General features: G+C 65.3%; 27 protein-coding genes and 2 pseudogenes. 12 read left to right on the top strand and 17 right to left on the bottom strand.

From position 1 onward, the window contains the following. Nucleotides 1-77 precede the first annotated feature (77 nt). From BLV60_RS00145 to BLV60_RS00115, 7 genes are all read left to right on the top strand, one after another. Nucleotides 78-800 (top strand): VirB8 family type IV secretion system protein, encoded by a 723-nt coding sequence (locus BLV60_RS00145; RefSeq protein ID WP_093048046.1) that lies wholly within the window; start codon nt 78-80, stop codon nt 798-800. Continuing rightward, entirely contained in the window at nt 797-1,639 is an 843-nt protein-coding gene (locus tag BLV60_RS00140) for a TrbG/VirB9 family P-type conjugative transfer protein (RefSeq protein WP_093048045.1), read from the top strand. The genes BLV60_RS00145 and BLV60_RS00140 overlap by 4 nt, the downstream gene beginning before the upstream one ends. Beyond that, the gene (gene virB10 / locus BLV60_RS00135; RefSeq protein WP_093048044.1) at nt 1,636-2,967 is read left to right on the top strand and encodes a type IV secretion system protein VirB10; all 1,332 of its coding nucleotides are present in this window, start codon (nt 1,636-1,638) and stop codon (nt 2,965-2,967) included. The genes BLV60_RS00140 and virB10 overlap by 4 nt, the downstream gene beginning before the upstream one ends. Continuing rightward, nucleotides 2,936-4,084 carry a P-type DNA transfer ATPase VirB11 gene (virB11, locus tag BLV60_RS00130; protein ID WP_093048043.1) on the top strand — a complete coding sequence of 383 codons (1,149 nt, stop codon included), beginning with the start codon at nt 2,936-2,938 and terminating at the stop codon, nt 4,082-4,084. The genes virB10 and virB11 overlap by 32 nt, the downstream gene beginning before the upstream one ends. A 28-nt stretch (nt 4,085-4,112) precedes the next feature. Beyond that, a complete protein-coding gene (locus tag BLV60_RS00125; RefSeq protein ID WP_256328832.1) occupies nt 4,113-6,005 on the top strand; it encodes a type IV secretory system conjugative DNA transfer family protein in 1,893 nt (630 codons plus the stop codon). A gap of 69 nt (nt 6,006-6,074) precedes the next feature. Further along, a complete protein-coding gene (locus tag BLV60_RS00120) occupies nt 6,075-7,289 on the top strand; it encodes an LPD7 domain-containing protein (protein ID WP_093048041.1) in 1,215 nt (404 codons plus the stop codon). A gap of 37 nt (nt 7,290-7,326) precedes the next feature. Further along, a complete protein-coding gene (locus BLV60_RS00115) occupies nt 7,327-7,962 on the top strand; it encodes a TraX family protein (RefSeq protein WP_256328763.1) in 636 nt (211 codons plus the stop codon). 287 nt (nt 7,963-8,249) lie between these two features. Here BLV60_RS00115 and BLV60_RS00110 read toward each other — a convergent pair whose 3' ends face one another. The 13 genes and pseudogenes from BLV60_RS00110 to BLV60_RS00050 form a co-directional block, all read right to left on the bottom strand. After that, nucleotides 8,250-8,495: a PaaI family thioesterase gene (locus tag BLV60_RS00110; RefSeq protein ID WP_256328831.1), complete on the bottom strand. Its 246-nt coding sequence runs from the start codon at nt 8,493-8,495 to the stop codon at nt 8,250-8,252. A 166-nt stretch (nt 8,496-8,661) separates the two neighbouring features. Continuing rightward, nucleotides 8,662-9,176, bottom strand: a pseudogene (locus BLV60_RS00105) (aminotransferase class I/II-fold pyridoxal phosphate-dependent enzyme); the annotation flags it as partial. Nucleotides 9,177-9,377: 201 nt separating this feature from the next. Then, nucleotides 9,378-9,635: pseudogene (locus BLV60_RS00100) on the bottom strand (transposase); the annotation flags it as partial. A gap of 57 nt (nt 9,636-9,692) precedes the next feature. Next, complete coding sequence (locus tag BLV60_RS00095; RefSeq protein WP_143042531.1) at nt 9,693-10,313, bottom strand: hypothetical protein; 621 nt, start codon at nt 10,311-10,313, stop codon at nt 9,693-9,695. Between the two features lie 130 nt (nt 10,314-10,443). After that, nucleotides 10,444-10,830 (bottom strand): chorismate mutase family protein, encoded by a 387-nt coding sequence (locus BLV60_RS00090; RefSeq protein ID WP_093048033.1) that lies wholly within the window; start codon nt 10,828-10,830, stop codon nt 10,444-10,446. Between the two features lie 10 nt (nt 10,831-10,840). Beyond that, a complete protein-coding gene (locus tag BLV60_RS00085) occupies nt 10,841-11,890 on the bottom strand; it encodes a Bug family tripartite tricarboxylate transporter substrate binding protein (protein WP_093048032.1) in 1,050 nt (349 codons plus the stop codon). 484 nt (nt 11,891-12,374) lie between these two features. After that, entirely contained in the window at nt 12,375-12,578 is a 204-nt protein-coding gene (locus BLV60_RS34540; RefSeq protein WP_218132206.1) for a hypothetical protein, read from the bottom strand. 44 nt (nt 12,579-12,622) lie between these two features. Further along, a complete protein-coding gene (locus tag BLV60_RS34535) occupies nt 12,623-13,003 on the bottom strand; it encodes an alpha/beta hydrolase family protein (protein WP_218132205.1) in 381 nt (126 codons plus the stop codon). Nucleotides 13,004-13,031: 28 nt separating this feature from the next. Then, the gene (locus tag BLV60_RS00070) at nt 13,032-13,883 is read right to left on the bottom strand and encodes an aldo/keto reductase (protein WP_093050245.1); all 852 of its coding nucleotides are present in this window, start codon (nt 13,881-13,883) and stop codon (nt 13,032-13,034) included. A gap of 14 nt (nt 13,884-13,897) precedes the next feature. Then, a complete protein-coding gene (locus BLV60_RS00065; protein WP_093048030.1) occupies nt 13,898-14,695 on the bottom strand; it encodes a (R)-mandelonitrile lyase in 798 nt (265 codons plus the stop codon). A 143-nt stretch (nt 14,696-14,838) separates the two neighbouring features. Continuing rightward, a complete protein-coding gene (locus BLV60_RS00060) occupies nt 14,839-15,228 on the bottom strand; it encodes a VOC family protein (RefSeq protein WP_093048029.1) in 390 nt (129 codons plus the stop codon). A gap of 11 nt (nt 15,229-15,239) precedes the next feature. Beyond that, the gene (locus tag BLV60_RS00055) at nt 15,240-15,692 is read right to left on the bottom strand and encodes a helix-turn-helix transcriptional regulator (protein ID WP_093048015.1); all 453 of its coding nucleotides are present in this window, start codon (nt 15,690-15,692) and stop codon (nt 15,240-15,242) included. Nucleotides 15,693-15,743: 51 nt separating this feature from the next. Then, nucleotides 15,744-16,289 carry a DUF2867 domain-containing protein gene (locus BLV60_RS00050; protein WP_093048013.1) on the bottom strand — a complete coding sequence of 182 codons (546 nt, stop codon included), beginning with the start codon at nt 16,287-16,289 and terminating at the stop codon, nt 15,744-15,746. A 320-nt stretch (nt 16,290-16,609) separates the two neighbouring features. On the opposite strand from BLV60_RS00050, the gene BLV60_RS00045 reads away from it, so the two are divergent. Further along, entirely contained in the window at nt 16,610-16,963 is a 354-nt protein-coding gene (locus BLV60_RS00045; RefSeq protein ID WP_093048001.1) for a nuclear transport factor 2 family protein, read from the top strand. A gap of 43 nt (nt 16,964-17,006) precedes the next feature. On the opposite strand, the gene BLV60_RS00040 is transcribed toward BLV60_RS00045, so the two are convergent. Further along, nucleotides 17,007-17,933: a LysR family transcriptional regulator gene (locus tag BLV60_RS00040; RefSeq protein ID WP_093047998.1), complete on the bottom strand. Its 927-nt coding sequence runs from the start codon at nt 17,931-17,933 to the stop codon at nt 17,007-17,009. A 180-nt stretch (nt 17,934-18,113) separates the two neighbouring features. On the opposite strand from BLV60_RS00040, the gene BLV60_RS00035 reads away from it, so the two are divergent. Next, a complete protein-coding gene (locus tag BLV60_RS00035; RefSeq protein WP_256328759.1) occupies nt 18,114-19,538 on the top strand; it encodes an MFS transporter in 1,425 nt (474 codons plus the stop codon). On the opposite strand, the gene BLV60_RS00030 is transcribed toward BLV60_RS00035, so the two are convergent. After that, a complete protein-coding gene (locus BLV60_RS00030; RefSeq protein ID WP_093047992.1) occupies nt 19,531-21,018 on the bottom strand; it encodes an HD domain-containing phosphohydrolase in 1,488 nt (495 codons plus the stop codon). The genes BLV60_RS00035 and BLV60_RS00030 overlap by 8 nt on opposite strands. 173 nt (nt 21,019-21,191) lie before the next feature. On the opposite strand from BLV60_RS00030, the gene BLV60_RS00025 reads away from it, so the two are divergent. Next, complete coding sequence (locus BLV60_RS00025; RefSeq protein WP_093047989.1) at nt 21,192-21,779, top strand: DUF308 domain-containing protein; 588 nt, start codon at nt 21,192-21,194, stop codon at nt 21,777-21,779. Between the two features lie 60 nt (nt 21,780-21,839). After that, a complete protein-coding gene (locus BLV60_RS00020; protein WP_093047986.1) occupies nt 21,840-22,418 on the top strand; it encodes a dihydrofolate reductase family protein in 579 nt (192 codons plus the stop codon). Here the strand turns inward: BLV60_RS00020 and BLV60_RS00015 are convergent. Continuing rightward, the gene (locus BLV60_RS00015; RefSeq protein WP_093047983.1) at nt 22,393-22,839 is read right to left on the bottom strand and encodes a MerR family transcriptional regulator; all 447 of its coding nucleotides are present in this window, start codon (nt 22,837-22,839) and stop codon (nt 22,393-22,395) included. The genes BLV60_RS00020 and BLV60_RS00015 overlap by 26 nt on opposite strands. Before the next feature lie 79 nt (nt 22,840-22,918). On the opposite strand from BLV60_RS00015, the gene BLV60_RS00010 reads away from it, so the two are divergent. After that, nucleotides 22,919-24,190, top strand: coding sequence for an NADH:flavin oxidoreductase/NADH oxidase family protein (locus tag BLV60_RS00010; protein ID WP_256328758.1), 1,272 nt, complete (start codon nt 22,919-22,921; stop codon nt 24,188-24,190). Here BLV60_RS00010 and BLV60_RS00005 read toward each other — a convergent pair. Further along, nucleotides 24,114-24,518: a hypothetical protein gene (locus BLV60_RS00005; RefSeq protein WP_256328756.1), complete on the bottom strand. Its 405-nt coding sequence runs from the start codon at nt 24,516-24,518 to the stop codon at nt 24,114-24,116. The two genes, BLV60_RS00010 and BLV60_RS00005, sit on opposite strands and share 77 nt — an antisense overlap. Between the last annotated feature and the right edge of the window lie 182 nt (nt 24,519-24,700).

The raw sequence follows: 24,700 nt of genomic DNA, 5'->3' as shown, positions 1-24,700 counted from the left end.
GCCTACGCCGCCGGATTGCGAAGGTCCGCTCACACCGATCAACATCCCGAATGGTGTTCCCGAATCAGGAGCGATCCATGCGCCGGACCGCCGCCCTTGAAAACTACCTGAGCGAGGCCCAGAGCTGGGAACTCGACCGCGCGCGCCGGGCGGAGCGATCAAACAAGATCGCCTGGACCGTGGCCGCAGCGGCGACACTGGTCGCGGTGCTCTCGGTCTCGGCCGTCAGCGGGCTCACGCCGCTGAAGCAGCCCGTTCCCGTTCTCATCCGCGTCGACAGCAGCAGCGGGATCGTCGACATCGTTCCCACCTACGAGGGCACGACCGACATCGAGCAGGTGGTGACCCGCAACCTACTGCAAAACTACGTGATCGCGCGCGAGCGTTACTTCTACGGCACCGCGGAGGCGGACTACGAACTGGTCGCCTCGCAGAACTCGCCTCGGTTGAACCAGGAGTGGACCGCTTCCTGGGCCGCCGACAACCCGGCCTCACCTCTGAACGCCTACAAGGATGGCACGTCCATCCGCGCGCAGGTGCGATCGGTCGCCTTCCTCAAGCTGGAGAGCGGGAAGGACAAGCTGGCACAGGTCCGCTTCGCCCGCTCGACGCGCGCAGGCGGCACCGGCGAGGAGCAGACCAGCCACTGGGTCGCCACGATCGAGTTCGCCTATGTCCCGCCATCGACGGACAACAAGATGCGATCGCTCAATCCACTGGGCTTTCGCGTCGTCGAATATCGCCGCGAGCCCGAGGTCGTCCCAGCCAGCGCTGCACCGAGCAGGCAGGAGGCGCGATGACGCCCCGGCGCCTGCACCGCAGGTTTGCCTTCGTGATCGGATTGGCGGCAAGTCTTGCATTTGCCGCGCCGCACGGCCGAACTGCGACCGTGCCGCCCACCGGCAAAGTCGATACCCGGGTGCGTGTGGTTGCCTACGACGCCGAGGACGTCGTCACGCTGCAAGGCTATGTGGGCTACCAGATCCATCTGCAGTTTGCCGAGGGCGAGGAGTTCGTGAACCTCGGCGCTGGCGACAACGGTGCCTTCGATGTCGGCGCCGAGCGCAACCACTTCTTCATCAAGCCCAACGAAGCGCGCGCCTCAACCAACTTCACCCTCCTCACGAACCGGCGGGCCTACCACTTCGACTTCATCGTGTCTCCCGTCGCGCCCGCGGGCGCTGCGACCAAGCGCATGGTGTATTCGATTCGTTTCACCTACCCGGAGGACGATGCCCGCGCCGCGGCAGCGGATCAGGAACGACGCAGGACCGAAGCGCGCATGAACGAAGAGGCTTCTAAGCGCCCACGCAATGCCGACTACTGGTTCTGCGGCAGCGAATCGCTCCGGCCCGAGAGTGCCCACGACGACGGCGTGCAAACGCGACTGCGCTTCCAGGCGCAATCAGACTTTCCCGCCATGTTCGTGCGCAACGACGACGGATCCGAGTCGCTGTTGAACTTCAACGTCGAAGCGGATGAGGTCGTGATCCACCGCGTGGCGCGTCGCTTCGTGCTGCGGCGTGGTGGCTTGGTCGGCTGCGTGGTCAACCGATCGTTCGTCGGCGGCGGCGCGCGCACCCCGACCCACACGAGCGCAGAAGATGTGCGCCACACCGCGACGGGAGAGCGGCCGTGACCTGGATCGACCGGCCTCGCCGCGGCGCCCGAATGGATCCGCCGACGCATTCCGATGCGTCCGAGATCGACCCCGGCACCGGGGAGATCCTCTCTGGGCAACCAGCGGCGGCCACCGGAAGCGCCGCATCCCGGGTCGCCGACGAGCGCGCCACGGTCCGAGGCGAACGCGCCATGCCGTCGGTCAATCGCGAGCGCTCTGTCCAGTCGCGCATCAGCGGGTTCCTGGCGCTGACTGTGATCAGTCTCCTCGGCGGCGGCTTCCTATTCTGGTACTACAACACGCAGTACGCCAAGACCCGCGAGGCCGAAGAGGCCGCGAGGAAAGCGGTCTCGGCACGTGCCGGCGGCGAGATGAGGGTGCCACCACTCGGTCGCATCGATCCCCCGAGAGCACCGTTGGAAGCACCGCCGATCGCCAGCACTCCACCTGCCCCGTCGGCCACGGCCGTCAGCGCAGGCACGCCGCAAAAGACGCCCGAGCAGATCGCGCTGGAACGGCGGTTGGGCACCCCGGTGCTTCGGCGCGCGCAGTCCACCCAGCCCTCGGGCATTTCGGTACCGCGCACGTTCGCAGATCCGACAGTACTGCCCGCCGGCGGCGTGCCAGGCATGTTCCAGCTGTTCGGCGCGCTGCAGCCGCCTGGCGCCGGCTCGGCCGCATCCGGCGGCGGTCAGCTTGCCGCGAGCCTCCGGCCGACACCGACCCCGGCGGTTCTCGCCCAGACCCTGCCCACACGGCGCATGCTTCTGCCCAAGGGCGCATTCATCGACTGCACGCTGGAGACCGCCATCGACTCCACCTACGAGGGCATGACCACCTGCATCGGCGCCAGCGACATCTACGGGGCTGACGGCAAGATCGTGCTGCTGGAGCGCGGCACCAAGTACGTGGGCGAGCAGCGCGGAACGCCGCGGCAGGGACAGGGCCGCGTCTTCATCGTGTGGAACGAAGCGCGCACCCCGACCGGCGTCGTGGTCCAGCTTGCCTCCCCCGGAACCGACGAACTGGGACGCAGCGGGTTGCCCGGTTTCGTCGACACCCACTTCTGGGATCGCTTCGGTGCCGCGGTCCTGATCTCGGTGATCGACGGCACGATGCAGGCGATCGCCGCCCAGCAGCAAAGCGGCACCAGGGTCGGCAACGGCGGCGGCCTGGTGCTCGGTCCGCAGGGCAGCCGCGACGTCATGACAGAGGTGCTGCGCAGCACCGTGTCGATTCCGCCGACCGTCATCAAGAACCAGGGCGAGCGAATCCAGATCCTGGTCGCACGCGATGTGGATTTCAGGAGCGTCTATGCGCTTCGAAGCGACCCAGCTAATCCCTGAACGCGAGCCCTGCGCCGCCACCGGCGACCTGCCATTGGCGACCAGCTCCGTGACCGTCGCGGCACCCGCGAAGCCGCCCTCGTCCCTTGTCCTTTTCCTCGGTCCGCTCAGTCGTCTTTTGGACGATCCCGAGGTCACCGAGATCTGCATCAACGAGCCCGGCGTGGCTTTCGTGGAACGGCATTCGGGCTGGCTGCGCGAGGAGTTGCCGTTCGCGAGCTTCGACTGGTGCATGGCCATCGCCAAGCTCGTGGCCAACTTCACGCACCAGCGCATCTCGGCCAACGAGCCGCTCCTGTCCGCCACCCTCCCGGGCGGCGAACGAATCCAGATCGTGCTGCCGCCGGCGACGCTGGAGCGGACCGTCTCGATCACGATCCGGCGTCCATCCCAGACGCTCTGGAGCCTCGAAGAGCTGGCGGATCTGCGCGTCTTCGAGCCGACATGCAGCGTACCCGCCTGCCCGCTGCGGCCAACCGATCTGGACAACCTGGCACCGGAGGACCGGGAACTGGCGGGACTTCTCGCATGTCGCGAGTTCGTGCCTTTCCTGCGCCGAGCGGTGCAGTGGCGCAAGAACATCCTGTTGTCCGGTGCCACCGGCTCCGGCAAGACCACGGTCGGCAAGGCGCTGATCCTCGAAGTGCCACCCGAGGACCGTCTGATCACGATCGAGGACGTGAAGGAACTGTCGCTGCGCAATCAGCCCAACCATGTGAGGCTTTTCTACTCGCAAGGCGCCCAGGGGCAAGCCGAGGTCACGCCCGGCCAGCTGCTCGCCGGTGCCAAGCGGCAGCGCCCCGACCGCGTGTTCGTGTCCGAGTTGCGGACCGGCGAAGAGGTCTATGACTACCTGCTGTCTGTGAACACCGGCCACCCCGGCTCGATCACAAGCGTGCATGCGGACAGCGCGCAGATGGCCTTCGTGGCACTGGCGCAGTTGATGAAGCGCAGCCAGGCGGGCCAGGGCATGAGCACGCGCGACGGCGTGGAATTAGCGCAGATGAGTGTGGACATCGTCGTGCAGTGCGCGCGCGAACGCCGGGACGACCGGCCACGGCGCATCGTGCGGGAGATCTGGTATGACCCTGGCACCAAGAACCGAAGGCTTGCCTAGCCCCTTCAGGATTGCGGTCGCATTGCTGGTGGCCGCGACCGTCGGCGTCTACGTCGCGGGCCACGCGTTCCTGATGGCGATGAAGCTGCCCCCGCAGCAAGTCACGCTGCTGACCCTGCACGCATACTGGCAGGCCTACGGCGATCGGCCGGAGGTGCGCCGCGCCCTCCTGGCATCACTGGCGGGTTCCCAGGGCTTGGCGTTGGGCCTGGTGGGCGTCGCCATGCTGCCGCGTCGCCGGCCGCTGCACGGCGAGGCCCGGTTCGCGAGCCGGCGCGAGATTTCACGCGCCGGGCTGCTTCAGGAGCACGGCATCATCCTCGGGCGCCTGGGCAACCGCTACCTGGTGTTGCCCGGCCAGCAAGGTGTGGAGCTTGAAGCCCCGCCGCGCAGCGGCAAAGGCGTCGGCGTGGTCATTCCCAATCTGCTGAACTGGCCCGGTTCGACCATCGTCAGTGACATCAAGGGCGAGAACTTCACGCGCACGGCGGGCTTTCGCGCGGCCCATGGGCAGGAGGTGCACCTGTTCGATCCGTTGTCCGAACGCGAGTGCTCGGCACGCTGGAATCCGCTGGGCTACGTGTCCGAGGCGCCCTACCGCTGCATCGACGACCTGCAGCGCATCGGCACGATGCTCTTTCCCGATCCGCAGGCCGGGGACCCCTTCTGGAGCTCGTCGGCCCGGTCGCTGTTCCTGGGCATCGCCCTTTACCTCTTCGAGACCGAAGGCGCCACGCGCACCCTCGGCGAGGTCCTGCGCCAGGGCATGGCCAGCGATGCGGAGGGCTTCCAGAAGCACTGGAAACGCGTGATCGACGCCTGCGAGCGCGCCGGCTATCCCTTGTCGCAGGAGGCGGTGCGGAGCCTTTACGACGTGATCGACCTGGCGCCCACCACGGCCTCGAGCATCCGCAAAACCTTCACCAGCCGCCTGGACCTGTGGCTCAACCCGATGATCGATGCGGCCACCTCGGCCAACGATTTCGACCTGCGGGATCTGCGCAAGCGTCCGATCTCGATCTACGTGCAGATCAACCCCGACAACATCGCCCGGCTGCAGCCGCTGCTGAACCTGTTCTTCCAGCAGGCGATCGGGCTTCAGACGCGCGTGCTCCCCGAAAGCGACCCGCAGCTTCACCACCAACTGCTCCTGATGCTTGACGAATTCGCGGCGCTCGGACGCATCCCGGTCATCGCCGACTCCACGGCCTTCCTGCCGGGCTACAACGTGCGCACCGTCGTCATCTTGCAATCCCACTCGCAGCTGATCGAGAAATACGGCATCGAGGGCGCAAAGTCGATCCGCAAGATGCTGGCCGCACGCATCGTGTTCCCGCCCAAGGAGTACGAGGACGCCGAGGCCATCTCCCGCGAGCTCGGGACCTACACCGTCCGGCAGAAGAACGTCAGCCGCCCGATGTGGGGCGGGGCGGGCAAGGCACCGACGGTGAGCATCAGCGAGCAACCGCGCCGCCTGCTGCTGCCCCAAGAGGTCAAGGAGCTCGGTTCCGACCGGATGCTCCTGTTCTACGAAGGCCTGCGGCCCGTGCTGGCGCATCGCGTCCTCTACTTTCGCGACCGGTTCTTCGCCCCCCGCGAGCGACCGCCGCCGCCGGTGCCGAGGCTCGACATGAGCAGGCCCGGCGGTGCGCTGGCTCCCGTTCAGCGGGCCGTGTTCGATGAACGGAACGCTGCGGCTGGCACGGGTTCGGGAGCCGTCACCGGCGTCACGCCGAAAGACGATGGCCCAGCACCAGTGAACACGGCCGCCGCGACCAGGGGCGGCGACGCGCTCGCCGCCGACCTGAAGCTGGACGATTTCTCGTTCGATTTCGATGACGTGGAGATTCCCACCGAGAAGCTCAGCGAGGAAGACCTGAAGCGCCATGCCGACGAGTTCATGGCGCGCATCCTGGACTGACGCCCGCCGTCCGTTCGGAAAGTCCGAGTCGCCCCGCACGACAACACACACAGCGCAAAAGGAGCCGCGATGTCCACCGACCGTTCCCCCGAAAGCCCGCCGCCTTCCGGCGCCTCGGGTTCCACTTCGCACGACGAGGCCGGCTCCGTCCAGGGCAGCGCGCCTCCTGCGGGACGCGGCCATCCCCGCGTCCCCGATGCCATCGAACGCCGTTACCTGCGCGTCGACAACCGGTACTTCTTTCCGGACCGCACCCTCGCCTTCATCGACGACGGCGCCCGCATCCGCGTGCAGACCGAGAACCGCGAGGTGCTGCACGGCGTGGTGGCGATCACCGAAGCGCGCGGCTGGCGGGCTCTCACCGTCAAGGGCACCAAGAGCTTCCGGCAGGGCATGTGGCGCGAAGCCGCGTTGCGCGGCATCGAGGTCCAAGGCTACGAACCTACGGAGGTGGAAATCCTTCAGATGAAGCGCGCCTCGAAGCCATCTCAGCCATCCCATGAAAAGGGCGCCGCTTCGGCGCCGGCACCCCGAACCGCACCGGAGAAACGCGGGGCAGCGATGGCGCGCGATGGTTCACGCGGCCACGGCGCGGCTCACGATGCCGCGCCAGATCCGGCGGAGCTGCCGCAAGACCATCGATCGCCGCGCGCGGCCCCCGGGTCGACCGTTCAAGGGCTGCTGGTTGCAGCGGCCGCCGCACCCTACCAATTCGATCCGGCGCAGCACGTGTCCTTCTACGTGACGGTTCGCACCGAGACTGGCAAGCGCACGGTTTGGGGTTCGGACCTCGAACGCGCGCTCGCGGAATCCGCATCACGACCGCGCATCGGCGACCAGGTGGTCCTCACGAGGCACGGCGCACGTCCGGTGAAAGTCCTGGTGGCGCAGCGCAATGCGCAGGGCGAGCTAACTGGAGAGAAAAGAATCGTCACGCAGCGTGCCGTATGGAGCATCGAGACACCGGACTACCTTCGCGCCGTGGAGGAGCGCGCGATGCGCATACGAAGCGGCGAAACGGTACCCCCCGAGATTCGTCGTCAGCATCCACAACTGGCCGCCGCGGCTGCCGGCCTGGCGTTGGCCGAGCAGTACGCGACGCGCGCGACCAGCGACCAGGACTCCCAGCAGCGCCTGATCCAACTGATCCGCGAACGCATCGCCGACGCGCTGGCGCAAGGCGATTCGCTCCATCTCCCGGATCGCCGCCCGCATCCCGCACCGGTGCATGTGCGCCAGCGCATGGCCAGAGACCGAGGAGCGCCCAACCATGAGCGCGTCTAGGCGGCGCGGGACCACACCATCGAAGGACGGCCGGCAAGTGAAGGCACGAAGAAATTCCGAAAAAACCACCCAGGTGTGCGAGGGCGTGTCGATGCCCTTCCTGGCGAAGCCCGCAGCGCCCGCGACGGCGTGGTCGATCTCGGACGGCTCCCTCGAGGCGCTCAAATGGGTCGGCCTGGCGCTCATGACCGGCGATCACGTCAACAAGTACCTGCTGCTGGACGCGAGCCCCACGCTCTACGCACTGGGGCGCATGGTGATGCCGCTCTTTGGCTTCGTCCTCATGGCCAACCTGGCGCGGCGCGGCGCGTTTCAAGCCGGCATGCATCTGCGCGTCATGAGGCGGCTGGCGGTCTTCGTGCTGCTGGCGACACCCGCTTTCGTTCGCCTTGTCGGCTGGTGGCCGTTGAACATACTTGTGACCCTTGGGTTGGCGACCTTGATCGTGTGGCTCCTCGAACGCGGCGGCGCGGTGGCGCGCGTCGCGGCATTGATCGCCTTCCTCATAGGAGGTGCGCTGGTGGAGTTCTGGTGGCCCGCACTGCTCTGCTGTCTCGGTGCCTGGGGTTCGCACGCCGTCCCGATGGGGTCACGTTGCTCTTGTGGGTCCTGGCGACAGCCTCGCTCGCAATCGTCAACGGCAACTTTTCCGCGCTGGCCGCCCTGCCCTTGATCTTGGGCGTCCGGCATGTCGACATTCCGTTGCGCCGCTGTCGATGGGTCTTCTACGCCTACTACCCTGCGCATCTGTCACTGATTGCTGTGGTGCTGAGACCCGCATGACTGGAAAGAGCCTGTGGCAAGCCTTCGCAAGTGACTGCCGAGCTTTCGAGCGATGTTGCATGTCAGCCCGGCAAGTCAAGCGCGCTTCCGCCTCCACGATCGAACTGTGCAACCTGAGCGAGCGACGCCCATGCAGGCCCGATCCTTCCCACGCAACTCGCTGTCGGCGTCAACGCACTAGAGGCTTGCCAGTATTCCGGTTGAGGATGCTGCGGCCGCCAACTTGCCCTCCGGGTTGTAGAGCGCAGCTTCGAGAAACGCATTGCGCTTGCCACGTTTGATCACCCGCCCTTCGACCCGCCCCTCACCCGGGCCGACCTTTTCATAGAAGCTCACCTTGATTTCGAGGCTGAAGACAGTCAGCAGGTGCTCTGAGTCGTGCATCACGGCATGGGCCATGGCGGCATCGAGCCAGGCGGTGATAAATCCGCCTTGGGTTCGTATGGCAATACTCGCGTCTTACCGTGAAGGCGGCCTGGAGCGTCTTGCGCTCTGGCGATCACCCCGTCACGTGGAAGTTGCCCATCGATTCGGACAATGTTTGGCCGGAGCGAAAGAGATGTTCTTGCCGTGCGAATCGCTGTTGCCGATGCTCGGCGGCAAGCGCTGCAATCTTCCGATCTGGATGGCGAGCGTCAAAGCGCACCGTCAGATGCAATCCGCAATCGCCGCCCTCGACCGAGTTCGGCACGCACAGGTGCCGTGTCAACGCCGCACGCAACTCGCGCTGCCGCGCCCGGAGAGCCGCCGCACGCGCCCAAGATGACGCGCAAACTGACCGCTGTCCATGAAGTCGGCCATGGCCAACTGCACATGGCGATTTCCTCCCCTTAGCATTTCGCGCAAAGTGCCTGCGGTCGCAGCGAGGAGGTTTCGGGGCAGAACGATGAAGCCAAGGCGGAGCGACGGAGACATGGTTTTGGAGAAGCTTCCAACATAGATGACCGGCGCCTGCGGCACGAGCCCGACCATGGCGGCAATCGGCTCGCCGGTATAACGGAACTCGCTGTCGTAGTCGTCCTCGATCATCCAGGCGCCACATTTCCCGGCATTGGCAACGAGCTCCAGTCTCCTTGCCACGCTCATAACGATCCCGCGAGGGAACGTCTTCCGCAACTGAAGTTGCTCAGGGCGCGGTAAAAGAGACTTGGCCCATGTGGTCACTTCTCAAGCGCAGCAAGCCTGCCGGCTAACAGGGCTCCGCCAACTCTGACGGGGGTCTCGATCCGTAGAGTGGATGTGACCGCGCGTCGCATCCTGCAGTTTCGTCATCTGCTGGAAGCCCATGATTCAGCTATCGACATGCTGCGCGCCGCGATAGCCCCAGTCTGCCAACACCGCGTTTTCTTTGCCGTGCAGCAGATCGCTCACCTGCTCCACGCCCACCTCGTTGGCCGCAGTGGTCGTCACCGTGTGCACCAGCCCCGCATCCGCGCCCGCACCGATGTGCGCCTTCACCCCGAAGCGCCGCTGGTTACCCCTCTTCGCCTGGGGCATCTCAGGGTCTCGTTCGCCGCTCTCGTTCTTGGTCGAACTGGACACCGCGATGATCCTGGCGTCCACGTTTCCGACCCAACCGTGCATCGGAGCTACGCCGCGGCACGACAGTGGACCACGGCTTCAACTGCCGCCTGGCTCCGACGATCGCTTGATCCGCGTCCGGAACTGCCGTGCGACTGGACTGTCGTCCCAGACGACGGCCCTGCCATCGTCGACGGCCTGGCGTCCGTAGACGATCCATGCATCGCAGACGATGCCGATGGACTGGACCACCTCGAAGCGCTCTGCATGCGCCATCGCGAAGGAAGTGAAGACGATACCCGCGCTGTAGCGTCCTTCTGCCAGACCGGACTGGACCGCAAGCACCGTCGGCTCGTGGACGATGATCGGCCAGGCGGAAAGGTCGGCATAGCTCTGCGTTGCAGTCTGCACGCCCACCTTGCCAACGCCCTGCCCGCTTCCCATGGACCGCACCAGCGCCATGGGCTGGCTGGGAGAAATGAAGGCGTCGACCACCACCATGGCCGTGCGATAGGTGCCCGTGATCTCGGCCGCGGTCGGATGCACGGCGCACTGAAGCAGGTAATCCGCCTCCCCGGCGATCAGCGCGCGCGCGCCGCTGTGGAAGTCGTCGAACAACACGATGCGGCAGGCTTGCGCAATGCCATGCGCAGCAAGGTACTGCTGGAGAACGAAGTGATGGTTGCTGCCCTCGTGGCCCAGCGTTGAAAAGATCAGCATGTGTTCGCCTTGGCGGTGCCGCATGACGGTGACAGTGGGTCGGCCTCGACGGCCATCTGATGGGGTTCGCGGCATGCGCGAGCGTCGGCAAAGCCGGAACCCGCGCTTGCTCGAGCGCAAAACGAGCGACTCATGCAGACGTCGAGGGCGCACCGATGATCTCATCCTCAAGCCGGCATGTCTCCGCGATGATCAGTCCGTAGAGGGCACTCAGGAACGCGGGGCTCACCCCGTGCTTGGCGGCAAAGTCGGCCGCACGCTCCTGTACCACGCCGATGCGATGGGGCTGCATCATCGGAATCGCATGGTCGCGCTTATGCAGTCCGATCCGGCAACAGCAATCGAGCCTGCGCCTCACGGTCTCGAGCAGCGTTCTGTCCAAGCCGTCGAGTTCGTCGCGCAGCGACTGCAGGATCCGTTGGGCGTCCTCGTGGCTGCCGGCATCAGCTGGGGTTGTGTCATGGACCGCGACCGCGGTTTCCCGGCGCCCGCTCGGACGCCCTTGTTCTGAATTCATGGGTATCTCCTTATTCGAGCTTGATGCCCTGGCTCGCGATGATCTCCGTGAGCGTGGCCGTGTCGGCCTTCACCCGGCGCACCAGCGCCTCGCCCGAGATGCCAGCGGCCTCGTAGCCGTGTTGGAAGAGTTTCTGCCGCACCTCTGGCAGGCGAATGACTTCCGAGAGAACCTGGGACAGGCGCTGCACGATGGGAGCAGACAGGCTGGCGGGCGCCGCTGCGGCAGTCCAGATCTCGAGTTCGAAATCCTTGAGGCCCGCTTCCTGCAGGGTCGGGTAGTCCGGCACGAGTTCGGAGCGGCGCGCCGAGGTCACGCCGATTGCGCGCAGCTTTCCGGCCTTGACTTGCTCCTGGGCGAGGCCCGGCGGAAGGAGCGCCAGTTGCAGCTGCCCTCCGACCAGACCCGTGATGACCTGCGGATTTCCCTGGTAGGGCACATGCACGGCGCCGATGCCTGTGCGGGCCTTGAAAAGCTCCATGCCGAGGTGGCCGATCGTGCCGATGCCAGGCGTGCCATAGCTCCACTTGCTTCCTGCGACCCGCGCCGCCTCGAGGAAGCTGCGGGGATCGGCCTTCGAGACCTCCGACGTTGTGGCGAGCACCAGTGGCGCCGTGCAGATGATGCTCAGCGGCACCAGGTCCTTCTGCGGGTCGTAGGAGGTCGCCGGATTGAGGATCTTGGCGATCGTCATATTGCCGTTGATCAGGATGCCGATCGTGTGTCTGTCGGTGGACTTCGCGACGATGTCCGCCGCGATGTTGCCGCTGGCGCCTGGATGGTTCTCGACGATCACAGGCTGGCCCAGCGCCCTCGCCATGGGAGCGGCCAGGATGCGCGCCACGAAGTCCGGCGACGAGCCGCCGCCGAAGCCGACGACCAGCCGCAGCGGTCGCGTCGGCCAGTTCAGGCCGGCAGGATGGGCGCTCGGGGCACCCGCCAGGCCGGGACCGGGGCGATTCGCGCCTGACGACTGCGCGCAGGCAATACCAATATAGGCGAGCGCCCCGAAAAGACAGAGCAGACGAGCGGCATGCGTTCGAAAAACCAAGAGTGACATGGCAAGACCTGATTCGAGAATTGAAAGCCAAGTCTTGCGTCCACAACGCGCCGAATCAACTCCTGACTGGTGCGCAAAAAGCTCCGCGGGGCATCAAGGCTGCGAAGACTCGCCTTGCCCACGAGCGGGGCGAAGCCACGGCTTGTCGCACTTGCTTGTCATGCAAGATCGTTGTCGCGCGTCAGCGGTGCGCTGCCGCGTCTTCGCATCGATTGGAGGCGTCGTGCTGTGGAGGCAGCCGATCAGCACGCCGTCGGACGACGGCCTCGATGTACCGACTCTGCGTAGCTGCCTCCATATCGGCAAGCCACGCCCCCATGGCCCCGAGCGCGCACCGACATTGGCCGCAAAACTCGGCCGCGTCGTCGGCGAACTCGATGAAGCAGGACACCGACGACATACAACCCGCCAGACAAGACAGGAAGGACCCTCAACAACGTCTGCACCCCGATCACCCTGATCGCGGGTTTGCTGTCTGAAATGCTCATACAGCACCTTTGGAAGTCATATTCGTCGCGGACCCGCCCCTCACGCGGTTGAAGAGCGCCGAAACGGCATCGGTCGTGACCTTCGCGTCGAACGGCCCGGTGTCCGGAACCATCTGCCTGAAGTACTGGTTCAACGCCTCAGGGTCTCGCGAGAACTGCGCGCCCGCGAAGAAATCGGGCCAGCGGCCCAGGCGGAACATGTTGAACCAGCGCTGGTCGTCCGGTGCCGCGCTGATGGTCGTGCCTACCGTGCTTCGCGCCGCACCGCCGCGCCGAGGCTGGTCGACCAGGTAGACCGGGAAGCGGCGTCGCAGGAAGAGCCCTCCCGGCCATCGGCGGTGGTCTCCCATGTCTTGCCGAACTGCCCGAAGCCGTGCCACATCACGAGGGGAAGCTTGCGGGCGTCGAGCGGCACCTGATAGAAGACACGCGCATGGTCGCCGTGCAAAGTCTGGCCCTCTGCGCCGGGGCTGCGGATCACCGTGCCGCCGACGGCGAAGCTGCCCTGTTCCTTGATCATCAGCGCAGCCGGCTGCGCGTTTCTGTCATCGGCCGCATGGGCGGGCACGGCGGGCACCACGCAGGTCGCGAGCGCCAGTGCAGCGGCAATGAGTACGCCAGTCACTGGCGAATTGTTCTGCCTGGAATGCATCTCAGACGCCGAGCCGCCGTTCGCTCATCCACTTGACGATTGCCGGATCGCGATGCGAGAAGAAGCTGCTCGTGCCGGTTTCGAGCTCTGCGATGCGGAGCATGTCCGAGTCGTCCAGCTGGAAGTCAAAGATGTTCAGGTTCTCCGCCATCCGCTCCTTGCGCACCGACTTGGCGAGCACCACGATGCCGCGCTGAACAAGCCAGCGCAGCACGACCTGCCCGACCGACTTGCCGTACTTTCCACCGATGTCCAGCAAGGCCTCGTTGCCGAACAGGTTGTTGCGGCCTTCGGCGAACGGTGCCCACGCCTCGGCTTGCACTCCGTTGTCGTGCATGAACGTCGCGCTGTCGGTCTGCTGATGGAAGGGGTTCACTTCCACCTGGTTCACCGCGGGCGCCACTTCGTTGAAAACCTTGATGTCCATCAGCCGGTCGGGATGGAAGTTGCTCAGGCCGATAGCGCGGAGCTTGCCGGCCTTGTGGGCTGCTTCCATCGCCCTCCACGATCCGTGAACGTCGCCGAAGGGCTGATGGATCAGGTACAGATCGAGGTAGTCGAGCTGGAGGCGGCGCAGCGACTTGTCGATGGCCAGCAGGGTGCGCTCGTAGCCGTTGTCCTCGACCCAGAGCTTCGTCGTAACGAACAGCTGGTCTCGCGCCACGCCGCTGCGGCGCAGCCCCTTGCCGACAGCCTCTTCGTTCATGTACGAAGCTGCCGTGTCGATCAGGCGATAGCCGGCCTCGATGGCATCGACCACGCTTTGCTCGCACTGCGCCGGGTCGGCAATCTGGAAGACGCCGAAGCCGAGGGTCGGCATCCGCACGCCATTGTTCAAAGTCACGTATTGCATATCGAGTTCTTTCATCAAGGCCGCGTCGCGAACACTTCGCGGGCAACGCCGGTTGCCGTCACCGCGTTGGGCCAACCGGCATAGAAGGCGAGGTGCGTCAGTGCCTCGGCCAGCTCGTCTTTGGACAAACCGTTGTCGAGCGCGCGGGACATGTGCGAGCGCAACTGGTCGGGCCGATTCATTGCGATGAGCGCGCTCACGGTAATCAGGCTCCGGTCGCGCGGCGAAAGACCCGGCCGCGCCCACACGTCGCCGAACAGCACGTCGTCGGTGAGCTGTGCCAGCTTCGGAGCGACGTCGCCAAGCAGGCGCTGGGCCTGCGACGGCCCGGCGGCCGCGGCAGCCTGCGACGCGCCGTACTGCGCATCGCTGACCTGCTCCAGCCAATCCACCGCCTTGCCATCGAGAGCTTCCGTGATGGCGATGTGCGTCATCGCGCTGGTGGGAGCGGCCCCATGCCAATGCTTCATGCCCGGCGGAATGTGCACGACGTCGCCGGCCTTGATCTCTTCGATCGGGCCGCCGAGGCGCTGCACGCGGCCAACGCCGGCGGTGACGATCAAGGTCTGCCCCAGCGGATGTGTGTGCCATGCAGTGCGCGCACCGGCGGCGAAGCTCACCGAGCCGGCGGACGTGCGCTCAGGCCCGGCCGGCGTGTAGAGCATCTCGACGCGCACGCTGCCTGTGAAATTCTGTGCAGGTGCACTGTTCGCCGTGCGTGTGCCGGCCCAGGAAATCTGCAACTCGGGCTCGGCGGCTGCCACGGGCGGCAACATCGAAAGGGCCAGCGCGGCTGCGGCGAAATGCTTCATCGGGTTCTCCCAGGTTGGCTGCGCGGACGCAATATCCACGCAGTCTAGGAGCTGCACCCACACCCGAATAGACGGCAAACGCTTGTTGGATTGACAAGCCGGAACGGACAATCGGCGCTACCGCGCCCGGCTTCAAGCCAGCTTCATTTCTTGCGATGCTGGTAGATCTGGATCAGGTTGCCGCACGTATCCGCGAAGATCGCAAGCCTGACCGCCCCGCTGTCCATCGGGTCCATGGTGAAGCGCACGCCGTGCTCCTTCAGGCGCTTCACGTCTGCCTCGAGGTTGTCGCTCTCGAAGGCCGTCGATGGGATCCCCTGGCTCATCAACGCCTGCTGGTACGCGAGGGCCGCGGGGTTGGCATTGGGTTCCAGAGAAAGCTCCGTGTCGCCGCCCTCAGGAGACCGTACCGAGAGCCACTTGTATGCCCCGAGCGGGATCTCCTGGCTCTTCACGAAGCCGAGGACCTGCGTGTAGAAGGCCAGGGCCTTGTCCTGGTCGTCGACGAAGATGCTCGTGAGGTTGATGCGCATGATTGGTGGGCTCAGTGAGGTACAGGGCCACTATCCTGCCCGACATGGCCGGATTCGACTTCGCCGAAATTGAGGTCACCCGCATGGGCCTGGTTCATCAGCGCGATGCACCCTGCAGGCGCAACGATGAGCTTGGCCGTCCGACGGTATGCCCGTGGAGGCACACCGAAGCGCCTGCTGAACAGGCGCGAAAAGCTCCCCGGGTTGTCGAAGCCCAGCGCCAGGCCGATCTGCGTGGCGGGCTCGTCAGTGGCAAGGAGCATTTCGCGCGCGCGGTCCAGGCGTGCGCGCGTCCGGCATTGCAAGGGCGTCTCGCCGAAGAGCGCGCTGAACTGGGTGATGAAATGCGAAGTCGACAAGCCAGCCTCTTGCGCCAGATGCGCCACGCTTGCCGGCGGCTCCAGTTCGAACTGGAGGCGATGGCGGGCATCGCACATTCGTTTCAGAAGGTCGGGCGAGATCATGGCGGGTGGCGGCGCGTGATGCCCTGCATTGTCGTTGCGGCTGGCACGCCTCTATCTTGCGGCTGCCTTGGGCCAACCGATATGTGCGGCGCGACGAAGACTGGCTTTCACAACCTGGCGATGAAAAGGAGCGATAACCAATATGTAGGCTCGGCCCAGGAGGTTGTGGCAGTGGACGACGGTTGAGACAGTCAGTTGGCCACCGAGCGTTGGAGACAAGTCGGGGGTGTGGAGTACCGACAGTCTGAAATCGAGGTGCTTGTCGTCCTCGCCCAAGACGATCTCGGTTTCGCTTTTGGCGTAGACCTTGAAGATGCCAATGCGGTCGGCGTTGGCTTCGCTGGAGAGAGTCGCGAGGTGCTTGGCGGTCTTCAGACCAAAGCACGCAACGATTGCATCCCGGGCATTGGTGAGCCATCCGATCCAGGATGGCTGCTGCGAAATAAGGAATCGCCACAGGACCTCTGGATCGCTGGAGGTGCCAAAGGGAAGTTGAACCGCAAATGCGTCCGCGAGATTCGTTGATTCATAAATAGTAGCGACGGCAGACTGCGTGGGGAGAGCAACCGGCTTTACTAGCGTGAGTTCGCTTGGCATGAATGGCGCTCCTAGGCCTAACGGATGACATGAGGGGCGGGCGACGGCGGGCGAAGCCAGATGCTGCACGTCTCCCTCGCCGGAAGGGATGAAGACGTGACAGGGTTTGAACGCATACGTTGATGAGCGTGACGAAACCTGTGTTCTCGGCAATCGTAGTCATTGGAAGACTCCAGCGTCTCAAAGAGAAATCGCTCCCGACCCTCGCATCTTATGCGTGGCAGGTCGCACTGGACTCCATAGTTGGCACAAGTGGAAAAGCTCGGCCTCCTGCCCGTCGCGGTATTCTCGGCGGCGACTGTGGAAGCTACAGTGCTCTCATGACCGACACAAGCATGCTCCCTCCTGACCTGCAAGCCGCCATGCGTGCACGAGACGAAGCCTTCTATACCGTCGATGCGGCGCAGTGGGGCAAGTACACCGCAAGCGACTTCACGACTGTCCAGCAGAACGGCCAGTTCATGTCTCGGACCGAACGGATCGGCAACCTTCAAACGCAGAAACAGCGGCCCTATGTCCCACGCGAACGCGAGCAACACGAACAGCAGGGCGACCTTGTAGTCACTCGCTTTTTCAGCGGCGGGCTATGGGTAGTGGAAGTCTGGAAGCGCATCGACGGTGCATGGGCCACCGTGATGACTCAAGCCACCACTGCGACTTCCACCACGCCCTGACCCACCGTTCATGGAGTGTCCGGTTCTGGCCGGGAGCACGAACTCACGCAGCTCCTGTTTGCTCATTCAGCGGCCGGCAAACCTCCAGCACCACTGCGCGCAGCCACCGATGCGCGGGGTCCCGGTCAAGACGCGGATGCCACATCTGCGACACGGTGATCTGCTCCGTGGGCATCGGCAGCGGGAACGAGCGCAGCGTGCCCCGCGCCCTCAGGTGTTCGAAGTACGAAGACGGTATCAGCGCCACCAGGTCAGTCGCGGCCGCTATCGACAAGGCGGTGCTGAAGCTGGGCACGACGACTGCGGTATTGCGCACCAGGCCCATCGCTGCGAGAGCGTCGTCCACCGGCCCTACAGTCCGGCCGTGGCGTGAAGTGACCACGTGGTCGCAAGCGGCGTAGCGCTCGGCAGTGATCCCGGGTTCGGCGAGCAGGGGATGGCCCTCGCGCACCGCAGCGACAAAGCGGTCGCGGTAGAGCGCCTGAACGCGCACCTCCGGGCCCGCCTCGCCGAGAACGCCGACATCCAGATCGATCAATCCCTCGCGCAGGGGACGAACGTCCTTGTCGGGCTTGGGCGCGAAGCGCAGGCGAACGCCAGGCGCTTCGTGCGCTGTGCGAGCCACGAGCCGATGCGCGAAGCCCTCGATGAAGCCGTCGTTGGCCCGTATGGTGAACAGTTGCTGGAGCGTGCGAGGGTCCATGCTCGCGCCGGCGGGCTGAAGCGCCGCGCGCGACTCCTGCACCAACTCCCTGACGCGGTCGCGCAGTGCCAGCGCATGCGGCGTGAGCACCATCGCGCGACCCGCGCGTACGAGCAACTCGTCCCCGGTCGATTCCCGCAATCGCGCGAGCGCCCGGCTCATGGCCGATTCGCTCAGACCCAGGCGCTCGGCGGCTTTCGCGACGCTGCCCTCGGAAAGAAGTGCGTTCAACGCAAACAGCAGGTTCAGGTCGGCATCTGTTGGCATGCCCGAAACCTAGCACGGCTGCGATGGTTTCGACAGGCGCCGCATGCAGGAACAAGCTGCGCGCCACGCGCTGGGCAAGCCGTGTGTGCGGTTCTAAGCTGGCTTGGCGCAATAGAGCGTGCCTCTTCCAGTTGCCCAATCATGTTGTCCTCCACGCTTCGACCGAACTCTTCTTCCACCATGGCCCGCACCGTCGAAACCCAAGAGGTGAACGACGTGAACGCGGTGCATGACGCCGATGGCCTGCCTCTGCCGCGGCGCTTCGCAGCCGTCGCCGCGATCCTGGGTGCGGGCGTGCTGGTGGTGCTCGACGGCGCCATCGCCAACATCGCGCTGCCTGGCATCGCCCAGCAACTGCAGGCGACGCCCGCCGATGCCGTCTGGATCATCACGGCCTACCAGCTGGCCGTGGTCATGTTCCTGTTGCCGGCTTCCGCTGTCGGGGAGCGGTTCGGGTATCGGCGCGTGTTCGCTGGCGGCGTCGCGCTGTTCACCGCGGCGTCGGTGTTGTGCGCGTTGGCTCCGTCGCTGCCATGGCTCGTGGCCGCGAGGTGCCTCCAGGGCCTGGGCAGTGCGGCCGTGATGCCTCTTGGGCTGGCGTTGTTGCGTTTTACCTATCCGCGTCGATTGCTGGCGCGCTCGATCGCCTGGAATGCGCTCGCCGTCGCGGCCGCTTCCGCGTCGGGGCCCACCCTTGGCGCTTTCATACTCTCCGCGGCGAGCTGGCCGTGGCTCTTTGCGGTGAATCTGCCGATCGGTCTCGTCGTGCTCGCCGCCTGTGCGGGGTTGCCAAGCCCGCCGCGCTCGGTGCGCCGCATCGACGTGCGGAGCATCGCGCTCAACGCGGTCATGTTCGCCGCCTTCGTGCTCGGAAGCGACCGGCTCGTGGTGCATCCGTTGCACGGCGGCGCGTTGCTCGTGTTGTCGGCCGTTTGCATGATCCTGCTGGTACGGCGCGAGATGCCGAAGGCGGCGCCGTTGATCCCGCTCGACCTGCTGCGCGTGCATTCCTTTCGGGTCTCGGTCATTGCCTCCGTGTGCTGCTTCACCGGCCAGATGGCCAGCCTTGTCGCGCTGCCGTTCTACATCCAGCACGAGCTGGGCCAGAGCGCCGTGACCGCCGGCCTCTTGATGACCCCCTGGCCTCTGGCGGTGATGCTGGCCGCGCCGCTGTCGGCACGCCTGGCCCAGCGCGTGCCGAGTGCATGGCTGTGCGCGGCTGGAAGCGCGTGTTTCGCAAGCGGCCTGGCGCTGTGTGCCTTGTGGCCGCTGCACGGCAACCCGGCCTTGCCGATCGCCGTGTTCACGAGCCTCGCAGGCCTGGGCTTCGGGTTCTTCCAGACGCCCAACAACCAGAACATGCTGCTTTCGGCACCCAAGGAGCGCAGTGGCGCGGCCGGTGGCGCGCAGGGCACCGCCCGACTCACGGGGTTGACGCTCGGCAGCCTGTTGATGAGTTTGATGTTCGGGCTGCTGCCGTCCCACAGCGCAGTGCACTGGGGTCTGGCGGTGGCGGCCCTGGCTGCATTGGCCGGGAGCGTGGCGAGCTTGCTCAGGAGTCCCGCAAGGGCTGGGGTCACCCATGCCCGAGGCCTCGTCAGATAAGCCCTCTGGTCGCCGCCTTCAACGTCGCGGCCGCTCGCGTCGAACATTCGAGCTTGAGGAACAGACGTTCGACATGCGTTCGCACCGTGCGCGGACTGATGCCCAACGCACGAGCAACCTGCTTGGTGTTTTCGCCCCGGCTGATGCAGCGCAAAACCTCCAGTTCGCGCTCTGACAGAGACTGCTCGCCGCGCGCCGGCACCACAGGTTTCGCGGGCGTATGCGTATACGTATGCGACAGAACACTGGCAAGCAAAGCAGCGACGACTTCCTGGTCGAAGCGGCCCGCCTCGGCCTCTTCCTTCATGCGATCGATCGCCTCTGCTTCGGTGAACTCCGCTCGCCACGGACGGCGGGTTCGAAGAGAAACCCACTGCTCGGCTGCGGCAACAATCTGCCCCTCCTGCAGCATCGCCGCACCCGATCGGCCGCGGAAATAGCCGGAGCCATCGCGCCGCTCGAAGGCGAAGGATGCGATTTCTGCTTCGAGCGCGAGTCCGTCGATTTGCCCGGCGGCGCGGGAGGTCCAGTAGGGCACGAGCCGCAGGCGTTCCAGTGACGAGGCCGGCAGCGGTTCGGGCGCGTTCCAGATGGCGTTGGGCACCGACGCCCGCCCAATGCCGTGGATCAGTCCAGCCTTGTACGTGCGGTGGCACAAGGCCTCGTCCAGGCCGGCACGCGCGCTGCAATCGCGCGCCAGTTGGGCCACGCGACGCGAGTAACCCGTCATCCAGGGAAGCTTGAGATCGATCACGTCGCCCACGAGCTCCAGCCCGACCCGTCGAAGCATCGAAGCGGGCTGGTCGGCAGCGTCGGTCCACGGCGGGGCGGCGGAATCCAGCGCATTCATCCACGTCGAGACCCACGGTGCGCTGGCGTCGACAAGAGCGCCGGGGTAGACGCTGTTCGCGCGTCCGCGGGCCAACGCGAGCGCTTCGTCGAGCCCGTACAGGCGGCTGAAAATCTCGAGGTCGCTCGCCAGGGCCACGACGTACGTCGCAAGCGGCACGTCGTTGCCTTGCAGAAGGCCGGGCACGCCGCCACCGTCGTAGGTCTCGAAGATGGCGCGCAGCGCAGCTTCGGTATCGGAACCCAGGCCCAGCGTGTTCGCGATGTCGCCGGCGATTTCGCAATGGATGTTGGCCATGGCGAGCATGGCGTTGGGAATGGGCACGCTGCGGGACGGCTGCTGCGCCGTTCGCGGCTTCTGCGATGCAAGAAGGGCGCTTCGCCCTTGCACGTCGTCTTCCAGAAAGTCTGCGAACTCCTGGGCATTGGCAGTGCAACCCGACCAGCGCAGCAGCGCGACGTGCCGGGCGGCCTCGACCTGCGATGGGTCGCAGCGGGCCTGCGTCGCGATCATGCCGGCGAGCCACGCGGTGCGCAGCGAATGGTCGGTCGGCTGGCCCATGCTCAGGTCGCCGATGAAAGCAAGCGCGCGGACTGCGTCGAAAACGGCAATGGTCGTGTCGTCGGGCATGAAATGGCTGGGGCAAAAGCCCAGCATCGCACAGTCGCTCTTTTTCGGGGCCTGTCGGTCATTCGACCGATACCGCGCCTGGTGCCGCCAAAACAGAATCTCCTGCACCTGCCCCGCTCAAGGGGCTGCGACCTTCCTTCCTACCCGATCTCGCGGTCTTCACCGCCAATGCCATGTCCAACACCAACCAGTCCCCTCTTCAGCGAGCCGCGTGGCTGCGCAAGCTCTACTTCATTCGCGCCGCTTTTTCCTTCGCGTGGGTCGCGCTGGCGTTCACCGCAGCCAAGGGGTCGCCCGCACTCGCAATCGGCCTGCTGATCGTCTATCCCGCATGGGATGCGCTGGCAAACCTGCTGGACGCCAGGATGACGGGGGGCGCAAAGGCCAACCCCACGCAGGTTCTGAATGCCTGGATGAGCGGGCTGGTCACGGTTGCCGTGGTGGTTTCGCTCGTGCTCAAGCTGCAGATCATCTTGGTGATCTTCGGGGTGTGGGCCATCGTTGCGGGGCTGCTTCAGCTGGCGACGGCCATCCGTCGTCGCAAGAGCGATCGAGGGCAGTGGGTGATGATGCTGAGCGGGGCTCAGTCTGCGCTGGCCGGGGGATTTTTTGTGGCGCAGCAAGGCAGTGCAGCGCCCGTTGTGCAGACCTTTGGCGGTTATGCGGCGGTCGGGGCTGTGTACTTTCTGATTTCCGGACTTGTCATCCTGTTTCGGCAGTCCAGAGCCAAGGCCGGCGCGTTGGCTCCCGAGAAGGCTTGATGCCGACCTTCCACCCATACGTGCGGATGGGTACTATCGGCCCCAAGCAAGGAGACTCGAATGAGAAAGCTCAAGATCATGGAGCACGTGTCGCTGGACGGCGTGATCCAGTCCTCCGGCGAAGACGACTTTCCCTACGCTGACTGGACCGCGCCCTATCGGACGCCCGAGGGCCGGGATGAAGTCTTCGCCGCGCACGGCGGGCGCTTCGATCTGCTGCTCGGCCGTCGCACCTACGACATGTGGTCGGGCTTCTGGCCAAAGGCACCGAGCAGTCCGATGGCAGACGGCTTGAATGCGGCAACCAAATATGTCGTTACCCACCGTCCGGAAAGTCTTGAGTGGGGCCCGTTCGAGAGCCTTGGACCGGACATCGTCGAGGGCATTCAACGCATCAAGTCGCAAGCTGGCCCTGACCTTGTCCTCTGGGGCAGCTCCACGCTGACATCGACGCTGCTCGAACATGGGCTTGCAGATGAAGCCATGCTGATCGTCTATCCGGTCCTGCTGGGCACTGGAAAGCGCCTCTTTGCGGAGGGAACGCCACCACGCTCCTTCGAGCTCGTCAGCACGAAAGCAATGCCGTCCGGAATCATCCTCAGTGCTTACAGGTTCAACGGGCCTCTGAAGACCGGATAGTCAGGCGCCGCGACATCGGCGCCGGTTTCGCCGACATCTCCTTTGCCAGCGCCGCCGCATCGACACAATCACCCGCAGCCCAGCTGCTGCGCAGCGTTTCCCGAAGATCACGAAGCTCGCGGCGCTGCGACCTCAGCGTCGACATGAGCCCGTCGATCTCGGCGAGCCGAACGTCGAGGTTGCGCATCAACTCGTCCTTCCTGAATCCTTCGGCGCTTGCGAAGACGCCCCCAAGCGTGTCGAGCGAGAAGCCGAGCGATTGCGCGACCTGGATCAGCCTGAGCCGTTCGATCGCATCGTTCGAGTAGCTCCGGTAGCCGTTGCTGCCACGCTGTGCCGCCGGCAGCAGGCCACTCTTTTCATAGAACCGGATGGCGGACGGGGCCACGCCCGTTGCCGCGGCAAGTTCACCGATCTTCATGGCGCTTGACCTTCAAGTTGACTTCAAACTTAGCATCACCCGCATTCTTCTCTTCGTGAGTACGGAAGGCCAGCGCAACGTGAACAGTCCCCTCTTCTCCAGCTTGACCCTGCCCAACGGCAGCGTCGTTCCCAACCGCATCGCCAAGGCGGCCATGGAAGAGAACATGGCGGCCGTCGGGCAGTTGCCCGGGCCCGCGATCTTCGAGCTTTACAGGGCGTGGGCAAGTGGCGGCACCGGCCTGATCATCACCGGCAACGTGATGATCGACGGGCGGGCGTTGACGGGGCCTGGCGGCATCGTGCTCGACGCCGGAACGGCCATCGAGCCGTTCATCGAGTGGTCGAGGGTCGCGCGCAGCCGCGGTGCGCAAGCGTGGATGCAGATCAACCATCCAGGCCGGCAGGTGCGCGCCAACATGGGCGAAGAGGCGTGGGCGCCGTCTGCGGTTGCGCTCGATCTTGGCAAGCACAGCAAGCTGTTCGCCATGCCGAGGGCAATGAGCGAGGCCGAGATCGCCGAGATCATCACCCGCTTTGCCAACACCGCGACGGCGGCAGAACGCGCAGGCTTCACCGGCGTTGAAATCCACGCGGCGCACGGCTACCTGATCTCGCAGTTCCTGTCGCCATTGACCAACCGGCGCGACGACCGTTGGGGCGGAAGCCTCGCCAACCGTGTGCGATTGCTGCTCGAGGTCGTGAAAGCGGTTCGGACACGTGTCTCGCCGGGGTTCTGCGTCGCGGTGAAGCTCAATTCGGCCGACTTCCAGCGGGGCGGGTTCTCGGAAGACGATGCGCGGCAAGTCATTCTCTGGCTGAACGAGTTGCCAGTCGATCTGGTCGAGTTGTCCGGCGGCAGCTACGAAAGCCCTGCAATGCAAGGCGCCACCGCCGACGGCCGCACGCTGGCCCGCGAGGCGTACTTTCTCGAGTTCGCATCGAAGCTCGCGGCCGTGGCGAAGATGCCGCTGATGACGACGGGTGGCATCCGGAGCATGGCGGTGGCAGAGAAGGTCATCGCAGGCGGCGTGGCCATTGCCGGCATGGCCACCGCGCTCGCACTCGTGCCCGATCTGCCCGCGCAGTGGCTGGCAGGCAAGCACCCGACGGGCGACACCACCCCTGTGCGCTGGAAGGACAAGACCATGGCCGCACTCGCATCGATGGCAATGGTCAAGCGCCGGCTCTGGGCGCTTGGTGAAGGGCGATCGAATCGGCGGGCCTATTCGCCGCTGGTCAGCACAGTCTTGATGCTTGCAAGAACGCAGCGGCTCACGCGCCGCTACCGGCAATGGCGAGGCGAGACAAGAACAAGTCGACCTGGCTTTCGTCCGTTGCCCATGAGGTGACCAGGCGGATCACGGAGTGGCCGTCGCCCGCCCTTCCCCACACATAGAACGCGAAGTCTTTCTGCAACGCAGCGATCACCGGGTCCGGCAGGATGGGGAACACCTGGTTGGTCTCGGTATCCGCAGCCAGTGCATGGCCCGCCGAGGTGATGCCGGATGCGAGCTTTGCCGCCATGGCATTGGCGTGCTGCGCCATCGACGTGAACAGACTGGCGGCGCCGAACAGCTCCTGGAACTGGATGCCCAGCAACCGCCCCTTCGCCAGCATGCCGCCGCGCTGCTTCAGATGAATTGCGAAGTCTTCCTTCAGTGCAGGGTTGCAGACCACGATGGCCTCTCCCAGCAGCGCACCGACCTTGGTCCCACCGATCCAGAAAATGTCTGCCTGTTTGATTCCGCCGATCTCTGACCCTAGGGGGGTGCGGACGAAAACTTGGACTACCAGGAGGTAGTTCGTGTATTCCTACGAAGATCGGATTCGAGCCGTTCAGCTCTACATCAAGCTTGGCA

The organism is Variovorax sp. YR634 (assembly GCF_900106655.1).
Lineage (GTDB): Bacteria > Pseudomonadota > Gammaproteobacteria > Burkholderiales > Burkholderiaceae_C > Variovorax.
The sequence above is the reverse complement of the archived record's forward strand: the minus strand, read 5'-3'. Positions and strand labels throughout refer to the sequence as shown.

Excerpts from the sequence above, each read along its gene's own strand:
- BLV60_RS00035 (WP_256328759.1), top strand. The coding sequence starts at position 18,114 with ATGGCCCGCACCGTCGAAACCCAAGAGGTGAACGACGTGAACGCGGTG.
- BLV60_RS34540 (WP_218132206.1), bottom strand. The coding sequence starts at position 12,578 with ATGTTCCGCCTGGGCCGCTGGCCCGATTTCTTCGCGGGCGCGCAGTTC.
- BLV60_RS00120 (WP_093048041.1), top strand. The coding sequence starts at position 6,075 with ATGTCCACCGACCGTTCCCCCGAAAGCCCGCCGCCTTCCGGCGCCTCG.
- BLV60_RS00140 (WP_093048045.1), top strand. The coding sequence starts at position 797 with ATGACGCCCCGGCGCCTGCACCGCAGGTTTGCCTTCGTGATCGGATTG.
- BLV60_RS00025 (WP_093047989.1), top strand. The coding sequence starts at position 21,192 with ATGTCCAACACCAACCAGTCCCCTCTTCAGCGAGCCGCGTGGCTGCGC.
- BLV60_RS00085 (WP_093048032.1), bottom strand. The coding sequence starts at position 11,890 with ATGTCACTCTTGGTTTTTCGAACGCATGCCGCTCGTCTGCTCTGTCTT.
- BLV60_RS00045 (WP_093048001.1), top strand. The coding sequence starts at position 16,610 with ATGACCGACACAAGCATGCTCCCTCCTGACCTGCAAGCCGCCATGCGT.
- BLV60_RS00070 (WP_093050245.1), bottom strand. The coding sequence starts at position 13,883 with ATGCAATACGTGACTTTGAACAATGGCGTGCGGATGCCGACCCTCGGC.
- BLV60_RS00055 (WP_093048015.1), bottom strand. The coding sequence starts at position 15,692 with ATGATCTCGCCCGACCTTCTGAAACGAATGTGCGATGCCCGCCATCGC.
- virB11 (WP_093048043.1), top strand. The coding sequence starts at position 2,936 with ATGCGCTTCGAAGCGACCCAGCTAATCCCTGAACGCGAGCCCTGCGCC.
- BLV60_RS00015 (WP_093047983.1), bottom strand. The coding sequence starts at position 22,839 with ATGAAGATCGGTGAACTTGCCGCGGCAACGGGCGTGGCCCCGTCCGCC.
- BLV60_RS00050 (WP_093048013.1), bottom strand. The coding sequence starts at position 16,289 with ATGCCAAGCGAACTCACGCTAGTAAAGCCGGTTGCTCTCCCCACGCAG.
- BLV60_RS00060 (WP_093048029.1), bottom strand. The coding sequence starts at position 15,228 with ATGCGCATCAACCTCACGAGCATCTTCGTCGACGACCAGGACAAGGCC.
- BLV60_RS00145 (WP_093048046.1), top strand. The coding sequence starts at position 78 with ATGCGCCGGACCGCCGCCCTTGAAAACTACCTGAGCGAGGCCCAGAGC.
- BLV60_RS00030 (WP_093047992.1), bottom strand. The coding sequence starts at position 21,018 with ATGCCCGACGACACGACCATTGCCGTTTTCGACGCAGTCCGCGCGCTT.
- BLV60_RS00095 (WP_143042531.1), bottom strand. The coding sequence starts at position 10,313 with ATGCTGATCTTTTCAACGCTGGGCCACGAGGGCAGCAACCATCACTTC.
- BLV60_RS00090 (WP_093048033.1), bottom strand. The coding sequence starts at position 10,830 with ATGAATTCAGAACAAGGGCGTCCGAGCGGGCGCCGGGAAACCGCGGTC.
- BLV60_RS00020 (WP_093047986.1), top strand. The coding sequence starts at position 21,840 with ATGAGAAAGCTCAAGATCATGGAGCACGTGTCGCTGGACGGCGTGATC.
- BLV60_RS00040 (WP_093047998.1), bottom strand. The coding sequence starts at position 17,933 with ATGCCAACAGATGCCGACCTGAACCTGCTGTTTGCGTTGAACGCACTT.
- BLV60_RS00065 (WP_093048030.1), bottom strand. The coding sequence starts at position 14,695 with ATGAAGCATTTCGCCGCAGCCGCGCTGGCCCTTTCGATGTTGCCGCCC.